Below are 12,724 nucleotides of genomic sequence, written 5' to 3' on the forward strand. Positions count from 1 at the left end.
TTTTTATGGAAAATGGGTGAGAATCTCACCTTTGGGCGTTACTTCCACAATCCCCATGAGAAGATTGCGTACCATATCTGTACGGATTTGTTGCTTCATGGTTTCAAAGCCTGCATAGGCCTCCTGATAGTACTCCACGATAGGGTTCTTTTGAGAAGCAGACTGGCTCCCGATTGCTAGACTGAGCTGTTGGAGATAGTCGACTTGCTCAACCCAGTTGTCATCAATAGCCTTGAGCATGGATATTCTCAGAAAAGAGTCATAGAGCTGGTGAGGTTGGAGGACTTCCTTTTTAGCTGCAATTTCCTTGGCTATTATTTTCTCTAGTAACTCCCGAATCTGATCTGCATCAGCTAAATCCAAATCAGCTGGTAATTCTCTCATCCCAAAGCTAATATTGGTCACGATGAAGTGAAAGAGCTCTTGGGGGCTACTATAGGCTTTTTCTGAGATTTGTTTGGTATAGTCTGCCAATATATCCTCAAGGATATGCTCTAAATCACGGCTCCCATCCAGCAAACGATCTCTTTCTTTGTAGACCATTTGGCGCTGGATATTGACACTTTCCGCATACTCTAAGGTTTGTCTGCGCGCTGAGCGACTGGCACTATCACTAGCCTCTTGGGCTTTTCTGACGAGGTTGCGGTACTTGCGATCCTTAAGTAGGATGGGTTTGCTAATATCTTCCACTTGGTAGTCTTGATACAGGTCGTGAACCCAAGACGGCCCGAACTTTTTGATCACATCATCTTCAAGCGACACGAAAAATTGAGACATTCCTGGATCACCCTGGCGGCCAGAACGACCTCTGATTTGCAGGTCAATCCGTCGGCTCTCCATCCGCTCGGTACCAATCACAATCAAACCGCCCAATTCGGCAACTCCTGGACCGAGTTTGATATCTGTCCCTCGACCTGCCATAGAAGTCGCAACGGTTACTGTCCCTATCTGTCCAGACTCTGCGATGATCTGGGCTTCACGCGCTGCATGATTGGCATTGAGGACATTGTGAGAAATCCCCTCTCGCAAGAGCAAGGACGAGTATAGCTGGGACATTTCAACAGATCCGACAAAGATAAGGAGTGGATTGCCTTTGGCGTGATAGGTCTTGATTGCTTCCAGAGAGGCATACACTTTCTCAGGGAGGGTCACATAGAGATTGTCCGGATGGTCCATTCGCCTAAGTGGGCGATTGGTCGGGATGCGAATGACGGCCATGTTGTAGGTTTCGAAAAATTCTTTCTCTGCCACCTTTCCCGTTCCTGTCATACCTGAGATTTTACGAAACATTTTAAAGAGACTCTGGTAGGTGATCGAAGCCATGGCTCTGGTTTCAGGAGAAAGCTTCACATGTTCCTTGGCTTCGATGGCTTGATGGAGACCGCCTTGAAGCTTGGTCATTTCCATCAAACGCCCTGTTCCCTTGTCTAACAAGACCATTTCTTGCCCTCGAACCAGATAGTCCTTGTCCTTAGTAAAGAGCGTATGGGCTCTAAGAGCATAGACCAGATGCCGAACATAACTAGCATACTCTTCCTTATAGAGATGATCAATTCCTAGGAAACCTTCGACCGTCTGGGCACCTTTTCGGGTCAACCAAACCTGGTCTTTTTCTTCCTTGTAGATGTAGTCTTCTCCCTCAACCAAGGTCGTCACTAGGGTATCAATCATCCTATAATAGTTAGACTGGACGCGGGGAGAACCTGCGATAATCAAGGGAGTTTGGGCACTATCGAGTAGAATGTCATCGATCTCATCAATGATGACATAGTTAAAGGGAGGCAGGAATTTCCCCTCACGAGTGGAGGCAAGATTGTCATTGAGATAGTCAAATCCCAGGACACTATTGGTCGTGTAGACGATGTCCGAGGTGTAGATCTTTCTTCTCTCTTCCGCAGTCAAGTCCTCTTTTGGGTCCTCTGAAAAGGGAAGACCGACAGTTAGACCTAAAAATTGGTAGACTGGGCCCATTTCGCTTGCATCCCGTCTAGCCAGATAGTCATTGGTCGTGACCAGCATGCTGCCTTTTCCCGTTAGGGCATTGAGGTAGAGGGGCATGGTTGCAGTCAAGGTCTTGCCTTCACCCGTATTCATCTCAGCCACATTTCCTTGGTGGATCACAATGGCTCCCATGACTTGCACATCATAGGGAAAGAGACCCAAGACCCTTTTATCGGCCTCACGGACAAGGGCATAGGCTTCTACCAATAGCTCATCCAAGGTTTCTCCTTGGGCAAGGCGCTGGCGAAACTCCTCTGTCTTTGCAGCCATTTCCCCATCGCTGAGAGCTGCCATCTCTTCTTTGAGGGCGTTGATTTGGCTTAAAAGTTTCTTGACCTTTCTCAGTTGTCTTTCTTGATACAAACGATTAAACACCAGCATCCTCCTCAATAGAAAACGAAACAAAGTCAAGAGCCTCAAAACCTGCGCTAATCAAGGAGAGGCGATAGGTGTAGGCCGCTTCAGGATAGGTGAAGCTAAAGGAAAATTGTCTTTCAATCTTCTCCTCGATGATTTCCTCATAACGGTTTAAAAAAGTCAGTTTGAGATAGAGACCATTGGCTGGTTGAACCTGCATCTTCATAGAGAGACGGTAGGTGTGATTTTTCTTAAGAAGAGGGAGACTAGGTTGACTTCTAGTAGCCTGGTAATTGACACTGGAAAACCAGGTTTTAAGGGTTTCACCTGAAGCCAGCAAAGGATTTTTCAGGGTAACATGACCATCTGCATGATAGATAATCTGGCTACCATAAAGATAAGTGGCTCCCATCTCGCCCCACCTAATATCCTCTCTCTTGATGATAATCATGTCTCACCTCTTCCGTATTCTTCTAGTATCATCTTATAAAAATGAATAAACCAGGCAACGTTTGTTCCTGTGTCATCGTTGTGTCGACCTGCTGTCCCTTTTGACAAAACCTTAGCTCCTGTCTGGCAAAGAGTCTTCACTAGCTGGTCATAGGCACCACTATCCATATCCTCGTCCTTCATGTAAGAAAGACCAAAGGTCGTCTGGGAAAAATCAGCTTGTTCAAATCGGGTCCAAAAACGTTGATCCAAGTCCTTCATGTCTTTCTGGCTCACTCCTCCAGTCTGAAGGTGCAAGACATCAAAGCTAGTTGGAAAGACTCCTGGCGCCTCTAGTCGACCCCGCTGTGCGATGGTTCCTAGATTTGTCAAGGGTTTTCCGACTACGATTCCCTTGGGTTCAAAGTAGGCTCCATAGTAGAGGGCTGGGAAGGTTCCCATTGACAGGCCAGATAGGATCAAGTCACTTCTATCCAAGCCTAGGTAGTCTAGATAGTGTTGGATGGTTGCTTGTATGTTGTCTTCCAACTCCTCAGTTCCTAGGTAAAAGGCTCCACCCTCTAATCGAGGGTCCGAAAAGAGGAGAAAGGGGCATCTGAGATTCTTCATCATCCAGTAACCCTCAAAACCTTCCGCCGGACGATAACCTGAGAAATAGACTGCTAGAGGAGGTTTGAAATCCCCCGGGTGAAAGAAATAGTTGATTTCCTCACGTTTTTTGTCATGCAGGATATTGCCTCCGAGAACAAACTTTCCAAACTGTTTCCGGCTCCAGCGTTGGTGGAGATTGCCGATGTTGACCTTTCCCTGGCCACGCGCTTCAATAGAAATGCTCAGATAAGCATCATAGTCTTGCTCCACGATGATTGCTGAGGCAAAGTCTGCTTCCTCAAGGAGAATATCCTGACTAATCTCTGAGATAGAGCCTGCTGGGATCTTTCGCAAACGCAAGCGCAATTCCACTGGTCCACTCTTTTCATATTCGAGCCAGAGTTCGATTGGCGAATGGGCTTGGACAGACTGATTATAGGCCCAAGAGGCTAGCTGGGTATAGGTCTTGCCAAAGTCTCCTTCTAATTTCAGATGCTCAAATCCTTGATAGGAAACAGAGCCTTGAAAACTCGGGTGAATCCGTATCGTAGCTGGACTCAGCTTGTCTCCATAACCGCCTTCAAAGAGGGAGGTGGAGAGGTCTCGAACAAAGCCCTGTCGGTCTGACAGGTCCATCGCTTGCATGCAGTGCTGTTTGATGAGGTTCTGAATGTTTTTATCCTGACTTGTAAACTGTTCTGGATAGAAAACCGTATAGGGTTCCAAGCTAGACGCAACAGGCAACAAATCTACTAGATAAGCCCCATCCGTGAGAATGACAGCATGAAAGTGATCTAGGACATTCTCATCCATGATTTTCTGGATGGCAGACGGTGTGTTGGGAGGGACATGATACCAGTCTAGTTGGGCTGGTAGGGCAAGTGTATCTCGCCAATCCTCTGGACCAATTTGCAAGATCTTATATTTCTTTTCCATGAGTCACCTCCTCCAACCACTTTTCTAGCTTGATTAGGAATTGCTCGCCAGTGTGTTCCTTTATCTTTTCAATGGAATGGATCAGAGCATCATTCCACACCTGCAGACTATCGAGATAGTAATGGGCCGCTTGAGCAAAATCAGCAGTGTTTTCCAACAGATAGCCATTCTTCTGATGGCTGACATACTCTGTTTTGACCCTATTGATTTGAGGGATACCAGCACTAATCCCCGCTATCTGGGTATAAAGAAGAGGCTGACTGTTCAAATCGACAATCAAACGAACAAATTCCAGCTGCTTGATTAATTCCGATTCATCCTTCATATTGACAAACGAATAGCGCTTGCTCTGATGGCGATTGTCCTCAAGCGGATTTTCAGCTCCTTGGTAATCAACTTCCTTCTCCAGTTCTTGGTCTTGAAACTGCTCTGCAATCATCTCTGCAACTCGTGTTTCCAGTTGTTTCATTTCTTCTTGACTAGCAGCAAAGGCTCCAAAGACCAACTCCGTATCCTTGTTTTCAGAAAGGAAATGCAAGACCTGATAGAGCGCTTGGTCCTCTATCCCCTGCTCAAAGTCCAGTTGATAGTAGAGGATTGACTCCTTCCGAGTCTGACTCTTTCCCAGCTCCAAGCGGGTATCAAAAGGTGATAAATGACGAAACTTCATTGCTTGTTCTGAAAAGGCAGACTGAGCCAAGTGCAAGGTGTCCTCTCTGTCGACCAGAACAAGGTCCACCTTATCAAGCAGACCTGCCAACTGAGGTAGTTGTTCTTGAGGATTTCGTCCGATAAAAAGGCTGAGAATTTTAGTTGTTTGGTAAGGCAATCGTTCTAAAAGAAAAGCATTGTGCTGGTCACATGCAGGCAGAAAATAGGTCGCTCCTTCCTCAGGGAGTTGAGCTATTTTCTTCTCAAATAATTCAGCAATCAATTCTCCCATATCTTGGTAAGCCTCTTTTTGGAAGCGAAAAGCAAAGATAGGATTGACCTCGATACGGCCATCATCTTGCAAGTACTCTCTAAACTGCCACAGTCCCTTGGGATTGAGGTAGTCTTGGTAGAGAGCCTGTCCCTCTTCGTAGTAAATCACACTGGAAACCAGTCCCCGATCATCCATCAGGTAGTTGGCAGACAAGAGCCCATCTTCCTTGAAATACTGAATCGTACTGATAAAACCTTCAATCCCATGCTCCACCTGAGCATAGGGCTTTCCATTTCTCAAAACTAAAATGGTAAAGGGACTGTAAACAAACTCGCAGTCCTCTTCCCACTCAATATCTCTGACCTGCAAGACCTGCGGTCGAATCTCATGAAAATCCTGCAATTCATCAAATAAGGAATAAACTGGTGCTTCTAAAATACCTTGGCGATGGAGAAAATAGCGAAGATGAGGCTGATAGGACAAAAGGAGGACCTGTGCAGGAATCCCTTGGCGTTGCATCAGGCGAATCTGATTGAAGGTGTCATCAAATTCTAGCTTAAAATGAGAAAAATACCAGGGTGTCAAATCGGCATGCCAGGGACGTTCCTTGCCATACCAGGCTGGGATAAAGTAATACATCAAAACCTCCTAGAATAGTGGCTGATACCTTTCATTTAGTCGGAGCGCCTGCAGTTCGTCGTGAATCGTAAAGAGCATGCCACTCAAAATTAAAAAGAGTCCGGGAATCATGCTGACTTTGAACAGACTCTCATCCTTCAAGACAAACAAGATTGGAAGTCCAGCCAAGGTAACGTTAAAGACTGCACCTATCAGAGCAAATCGCAGAACCAAGCGATTGATAAAGCGACTGGTATCCTCACCGGGATAGACTCCGTAGATGTAATCTCCTGATTGCTTCATCCGATCTGCGATCTGTTGACCACTCACATTGACAAAGGCAAAGGCAATGCTAAAGACAAAGAGGATAAGGATATAAGCGTATATCCACAAGGGTTTCCCCATCGCATACTGCTCCAGTAGGGCAGGGTAGAGAGGATTACCCTTATCCAGATGTTGAAGCAAGATCAAGAGATAAGAAGGCAAGCCCATGAGACTCATCACATACATATAAGGCATGCCACCAGCAGGATTGAGCATGATTTCCAGATAGGAATAGCGTTTAAAGCGAGAATGAAGCCCGATTTTATTGATAGGGATGCGGTATCTAGCTCGGTAAAAGAGAACAACTAGATAGGTAAAGAGGACGCCAAGTATCAGCAACAGGAAAAGCAACCAAGGAGAAATCTTATGAACTTGGACCGATTGGATGATGTCCTGAGGGAGTGAAGCCACCATACTCGCCAATAAAATAACGATTGGTCCTCCAACTCCGATAGATGCATTGATGTCTGACAGCCAAACTAAGAAGAAGGTCCCCGCAACCAAAAGGCTGGTATTGAGGAGAAAGACCAAGAAGGGATTGTAGGGAGCTTGGACAGGAAGATTTGTAGTCAAGGCCAAGGCCTGAATCAAGGCAATCCCTAACGTCAAGTACATTTTCCGTCTATCCTGGACTTCCGAAGAAACCGAGTTTAAGCCCAGTTTCTTTGAAAAGGAAAACATCTGCCACAAGATCATAGCTGACATCCAAGGGGAAAGCCCGATGGAAAAGAGAGAGAGGCTGCGAAGATTTCCACCTGTTAGGGCTACTGAAAAGTCCAGATAGGCTGCGCCTCCTCCGAGAAAATTCTGACTATTGAGATCAACAAAGGGAAGTGCCAGACGACTCCCGAGCACATAAATAAAGAGCAAAAACAGGGTGCGCATCCCTTTTTTTACCGCTATCGATGAACGAAATTCTTTCACTAGCTCCTCCTTTTCATTTTATCTTTCTGTCCTGTCACACGAGGCCCATCCAGTCTTTTTATCTTAGCACATTCAAATCTCTATCTCAGTTTTCGTGAGCTTTCTCGTCCAGATAAGCCTTCAAGGAAGCCACCATTTCTTCTGGTCTTTCTGCTGAGAAGATACCCGCATAGGCACTTTCAGGCAGTTCCTGCGACTGGGTATTGTCAAAAGCCAAGATCGGTTTCTCAAAGCGTGAAACATAGTCATAAACGACACTCAACTTGTCATCGTGGTTAATATCAAGATAGACATCTGTCTGCTGGATCAGTTTTTCGACCAAGAGGGGGAAGGTGTTGGGATAGAGGGTCACATTTTCAAAACGTGACAAGAGCATAAGTTCCGGTGCCATCGTCGTATAGGCTGCAATGTAGAAATGCACCTCTGGCAAAGCTTGAACCAGATAGTCGATTTTCTCAAGATGCCAAGAATTGGTCAAATTAACACAAGTCATAACTGGCTGATAGACTGTGACTGGATAGTCAATTCCAGCCTGACGCCATTTTTCAGTAATGGCAGACCACTCCATCAGATGATAGTGCCACCAAACCTCACGCAAACGCCCAACCGAATGAGTGTTCCAAGGTTTGTCTTGAGATAGGAAATGCAAGATAGCTGGCAGAGGCTCCAAAGAGATTTGGAAGATAAATTCATGTCCATGTGATGCAGCCCCGCTGTCGAAACCAATCTGGAAATTATAGTTCTGATTCAGAGGAGCATAGCTGTCATGAAAGAGCATATTGAGGATGGACTGATCTCCTTCACTCACATGTTGGTGTTCCCGCTCCGTCAACTCAACTAGCTTTTGTCTCACAGCTTCAGCTCGCCATTTTTTGTTGTTTATCAAGAGAACACCTGCATTAAAACCAACCCCAACTCCAAAACAAGATGGCGCAGCAGCCAGGTAGTTTTCTCCCAAGTCCATTTCAAAGAGGGGCGTCAGATCAGCCGTCACTACCAGATCACTGTCCAAGTATAGAACCTTGTCCTCTTCAACAAAATCAGGGATAAAATAACGGGCAAAGGTCATATGATTGATATGGGGCAATTTGTTACTCCAGTTCATCTGAAACTGGGCGCCCAGCATCTTGACATCCACTAACTCACCACCCATTTGCTCTACTATCGGTCTGAGAGCGCGGAACCACTCCTGGGGAATATCCTGATTAAAGATATAGACCTTGACATGGCTATTATGGTAGCAGAGAGACTTGAGCGCTGTTTCAATCTGACGAATATAGGCATAATCTCCTGCGAGAACAATTGTTTTTTTCATTTAGTTTCCTTCAGTTCACAACGACTGCTTCTTTGATTCCAAAAGCGTGCGGATAGACTCGATCATTTGATCTACGGCTGCTGGTGAGTAGACATGACTGCAACCACTCAAGTCATGACTAGTGGTCTCAAAAGCAAATATAGGGATTTCTCTTTGCTGCACTTCTTGGATAATGTTTGCAATTTCATACTCATGATTGATATCCAAGTAAAAGTCAATCTTTTCCAAGACTTTTCTGACATTCATGGGATTAAAGTAGGGATAGAGGCGTACATTCAGATGCGATTGCAAATTCATAATCTCCGGCGCAAAGTTGGTATGAGCTAGGATAGAGAACTCTACATCGGGCAGTTCTTGGATTAGGTGTTCGATTCTCTCTATGTGACACGTATTGGTAAAAATAGCGGTCGCATACTGGGGAGCTTGAACTAAAGATGCCAATCCTTTATGGAAATCACATTTTTTCATGACGATATCAGACCACTCTAGTCCGTAGTAAAACCACCAGTCCTCCCTAAAACGATTGAGGTTGATTTGGTACCAAGGCTTGTCCCCTGTATAATGGATAATCTTGGCTGTCTTCTCAGTAGCAAGAGAGTCCCTATACCAAGAATCCATCTGGTAATTCCGAGCCACCGTATCCATACCAACCATAAAATTATAGGTAGCTGGCAGAGGTTTCCAACGACCTTCAAAGAGGTGATTTAGCACACCCTGATCACCAAAAACTTGGTCATGCAGTTGGTCTGTCAAACTCAACAAGTGCTCCGTCACCTTTTCTTGGCGCCAGAGAGCCACATTAATCAGTAAGACACCTGCATTAAAAGTGCTAGGAACTAGAGCATCTGCTACAGCGGCTACCGGCCAGTCTGCCATGTCTTCTAAAAAGAGTTGATCCAGGTCTGATCTAACGATGATATCCGAATCCAGATACAAGGCTAGGTCTTCGCTGACATACTGAGGTATAAAATAGCGAAAGAAAGTTGCATAACTTAGGTGAGCAAGTGGCAAACTATACCCTTTCAAACCTTGATGACTAATCTTGACATTGATGATTTTTGAGGCTAGAGGTTCTAAACGTCTCTCCATGAGCTGAAACCATTCAGATGGCAAATCATCATTGAAAACATAAAAAGTCACTGCTCGGTTATGGGCGCAGATTGACTTGATTGTTGTTTCAATCTTGTCCATATAAGCATTATCACCACCGAGTACAATGGCTTTTTGAAGCTCTTTTTTCATTTCGTCCCCTTTTCTTTTCACATTCTTTTGGCTACTTTTCTACTACTATAGTTCTGATTTTTTCGATGATTCTCTCACCTTCCTATTATACCTTTTCCCCTAGTTTATTTCAAACTCAAAAGAGGATTTTCCCCTTCTCACATATAGAAAAAACCTTTGAAAAATCATGTTTTCAAAGGTTTTCCATTTTACTATTTATTCATTGATTTTTATATCTTATCAATGACTTTCTTGATCGTCATTCTGATCCTTCTTGGCAAGAAGACCGATACCTGTCACAGCTGTCAATGCTCCCAATAAAGCAGATGCTATCGAAGTCGACGCTCCTGTATTTGGCAAGACTTGTTTCGGCTTGCTTGAAGCGAATTGACCTTGGCTTGCAATGCTGGCCATTGAGAGAGAAGTGCTTGTTGAAGTAGATGCCAGAGCACTTGCTGACGCAGATCTACTAATAGAATCTGAAGTCGAGAGACTAGCGCTAATCGACGTTGACTCGCTCGCTGACATGCTTGCTGAAATCGAAGCACTTTCTAGAGTCGATTCACTGGCTAACATGCTAGCTGAGAGTGATGCGCTCGTTGAAGTAGATTCGCTCACTGATGTACTTACTGAGATCGAGGCACTTGTTAGAGCCGATTCACTGGCTAATACGCTAGCTGAGAGTGATGCGCTCGTTGAAGTAGATTCGCTCAATGAAGTACTTGTTGAGATCGAAGCACTTTCCAACGCCAACTCGTCCGCTAGCATACTTGCAGAAGTTGAAGTACTTGTTGAAGCGGATTCGCTGGCGCTCACTGACACAGATTGGCTTGAGCTTACTGAAACAGATTCACTAGCACTTACCGATGCTGACTCACTTGCGCTCGCTGAAGCGGACTGGCTTGAGCTTACCGATGCAGATTGACTTGAGCTTACTGAAGCTGACTGGCTAGCACTCGCTGAAGCTGATTCGCTTGCGCTCGCTGAAGCGGACTGGCTTGAGCTCGCTGAAGCGGATTGACTTGCACTTACTGAGGTGGACTGGCTGGAGCTTACTGAGGCTGACTCACTCGAACTTACAGAAGCGGATTGACTAGCACTCAATGATGCCGATTGACTCGAGCTTGCAGATGCCGATTCGCTTGAACTTACTGAAGCGGATTCGCTTGAACTTACTGAGGCAGACTGGCTGGAGCTTGCTGAAGCGGATTGGCTCGCACTTGCTGAGGTTGATTGACTCGAGCTTACCGACGCAGACTGGCTAGCACTTGCTGAGATAGACTGACTCGCGCTCGCTGAAGCTGACTGACTTGCGCTGGCTGACGCTGATTGGCTTGCGCTCACTGACGCTGATTGACTTGCACTTGCTGATACAGACTCACTTGCGCCTACTGAAGCGGATTGACTGGAGCTTACAGACGCAGACTCACTAGAACTCACTGAGGCTGATTGACTCGAACTTGCAGATGCAGATTGACTCGAGCTGACTGAAGCAGACTGACTTGCGCTGGCTGAGGCAGATTCACTTGCACTTGCAGATGCTGATTGACTAGCGCTTACGGAAGCAGATTCACTTGCGCTCAATGAAGCGGATTGGCTTGAGCTTACTGACGCTGACTGACTCGAGCTGGCTGACGCAGATTCACTTGCACTCACTGAAGCTGATTGGCTCGAGCTCACTGATGCAGATTCGCTGGTGCTTACAGACGCTGACTGACTAGCGCTTACTGAAGCGGATTGACTTGCGCTCACTGAAGCGGACTGGCTCGCACTCACTGAAGCCGATTGACTTGAGCTAACCGATACAGATTGGCTCGAACTTACTGATGCAGACTGACTAGCGCTTACTGATGCAGATTGGCTTGAGCTTATAGATACTGATTGACTAGCGCTGGCTGAGGCTGATTGACTAGAGCTTACCGATGCAGACTGGCTAGCGCTCACTGAGGCTGATTGACTAGAGCTTACCGATGCAGATTCGCTTGAACTTACTGAAGCGGATTCGCTGGCGCTTACTGAGGCTGATTGGCTTGAGCTTGCAGATGCCGACTGGCTTGAACTTACAGACGCAGATTGACTAGCACTCGCTGAAGCCGATTGACTCGAACTGACTGATGCTGATTCGCTTGAACTTACTGAGGCAGACTGGCTTGAGCTTACTGAAACAGATTGACTAGCACTTACTGAAGCGGATTCACTTGTGCTTACTGAGGCAGACTGACTTGCACTTACCGAAGCTGACTGGCTTGCACTCAATGATGCAGATTGACTCGAGCTTACTGAGGCAGACTGACTTGCGCTCGCTGAAGCTGACTGACTTGAGCTAACCGATGCAGATTCACTGGAGCTTACTGAGGCAGACTGACTTGCACTTACCGAAGCTGACTGGCTTGCACTCAATGATGCAGATTGACTCGAGCTTGCAGATGCAGACTGACTTGCGCTCACTGAGGCTGATTGACTTGCGCTCGCTGAAGCTGACTGACTTGAGCTAACCGATGCAGATTCACTGGAGCTTACTGATGCTGATTGGCTGGAGCTTGCAGATGCAGACTGACTTGCGCTCGCTGAAGCTGACTGACTTGAGCTAACCGAAGCAGACTGACTTGCGCTGGCTGACGCAGACTGACTCGAGCTGACTGAGGCGGACTGGCTTGAGCTTGCAGATGCTGACTGACTCGAACTTGCAGATGCAGACTGACTGGCACTCACTGAAGCCGATTGACTCGAACTTGCCGACGCAGATTGACTAGCGCTGGATGAAGCCGATTGACTTGAGCTTACAGACGCTGATTGACTGGCGCTCACTGAGGCTGATTGGCTGGAGCTCGCTGAGGCGGATTGACTAGAACTTACTGAAGCTGACCGGCTCGCGCTCACGGATGCTGATTGGCTGGAACTTGCCGACGCTGACTGGCTTGAGCTTACTGAGGCTGATTGACTTGAGCTTGCTGATGCAGACTGACTAGCGCTGACTGAAGCGGATTCACTTGTGCTTACCGATACAGACTGACTAGCGCTTACGGAAACTGATTCACTTGCGCTTACTGAGGCAGACTGAC

General features: G+C 46.3%; 8 protein-coding genes. All 8 read right to left on the bottom strand.

Translation table 11 applies throughout. The features are described 5' to 3' along the window. Positions 1-3: 3 nt before the first annotated feature. Entirely contained in the window at positions 4-2,376 is a 2,373-nt protein-coding gene (secA2, locus tag D8844_RS02095) for an accessory Sec system translocase SecA2 (RefSeq protein WP_125421530.1), read from the bottom strand. Further along, on the bottom strand, positions 2,369-2,809 hold the full coding sequence (asp3, locus tag D8844_RS02100; RefSeq protein ID WP_084944352.1) for an accessory Sec system protein Asp3: 441 nt from the start codon (positions 2,807-2,809) through the stop codon (positions 2,369-2,371). Before asp3 ends, secA2 begins: the two co-directional genes overlap by 8 nt. Then, positions 2,806-4,335, bottom strand: a complete 1,530-nt coding sequence (gene asp2, locus D8844_RS02105) for an accessory Sec system protein Asp2 (protein WP_125421533.1) — start codon at positions 4,333-4,335, stop codon at positions 2,806-2,808. Before asp2 ends, asp3 begins: the two co-directional genes overlap by 4 nt. Continuing rightward, the gene (asp1, locus tag D8844_RS02110; RefSeq protein WP_125421536.1) at positions 4,319-5,899 is read right to left on the bottom strand and encodes an accessory Sec system protein Asp1; all 1,581 of its coding nucleotides are present in this window, start codon (positions 5,897-5,899) and stop codon (positions 4,319-4,321) included. The genes asp2 and asp1 overlap by 17 nt, the downstream gene beginning before the upstream one ends. A 9-nt stretch (positions 5,900-5,908) precedes the next feature. After that, positions 5,909-7,126, bottom strand: coding sequence for an accessory Sec system protein translocase subunit SecY2 (secY2, locus tag D8844_RS02115; RefSeq protein ID WP_125421539.1), 1,218 nt, complete (start codon positions 7,124-7,126; stop codon positions 5,909-5,911). An 85-nt stretch (positions 7,127-7,211) separates the two neighbouring features. Continuing rightward, on the bottom strand, positions 7,212-8,441 hold the full coding sequence (locus tag D8844_RS02120; RefSeq protein WP_125421542.1) for a glycosyltransferase: 1,230 nt from the start codon (positions 8,439-8,441) through the stop codon (positions 7,212-7,214). A gap of 15 nt (positions 8,442-8,456) precedes the next feature. Further along, positions 8,457-9,683, bottom strand: a complete 1,227-nt coding sequence (locus D8844_RS02125; RefSeq protein ID WP_125421545.1) for a glycosyltransferase — start codon at positions 9,681-9,683, stop codon at positions 8,457-8,459. A 219-nt stretch (positions 9,684-9,902) separates the two neighbouring features. Next, a partial coding sequence (locus tag D8844_RS02130) for an LPXTG cell wall anchor domain-containing protein (protein WP_125421548.1) occupies positions 9,903-12,724 on the bottom strand: 2,822 nt, incomplete at its 5' end.

The sequence above is a fragment of the Streptococcus oralis genome (genome assembly GCF_003942875.1).
In the GTDB taxonomy this organism is placed as follows: domain Bacteria; phylum Bacillota; class Bacilli; order Lactobacillales; family Streptococcaceae; genus Streptococcus; species Streptococcus oralis_BX.

Excerpts from the sequence above, each read along its gene's own strand:
- D8844_RS02120 (WP_125421542.1), bottom strand. The coding sequence starts at position 8,441 with ATGAAAAAAACAATTGTTCTCGCAGGAGATTATGCCTATATTCGTCAG.
- asp1 (WP_125421536.1), bottom strand. The coding sequence starts at position 5,899 with ATGTATTACTTTATCCCAGCCTGGTATGGCAAGGAACGTCCCTGGCAT.
- asp3 (WP_084944352.1), bottom strand. The coding sequence starts at position 2,809 with ATGATTATCATCAAGAGAGAGGATATTAGGTGGGGCGAGATGGGAGCC.
- asp2 (WP_125421533.1), bottom strand. The coding sequence starts at position 4,335 with ATGGAAAAGAAATATAAGATCTTGCAAATTGGTCCAGAGGATTGGCGA.
- D8844_RS02125 (WP_125421545.1), bottom strand. The coding sequence starts at position 9,683 with ATGAAAAAAGAGCTTCAAAAAGCCATTGTACTCGGTGGTGATAATGCT.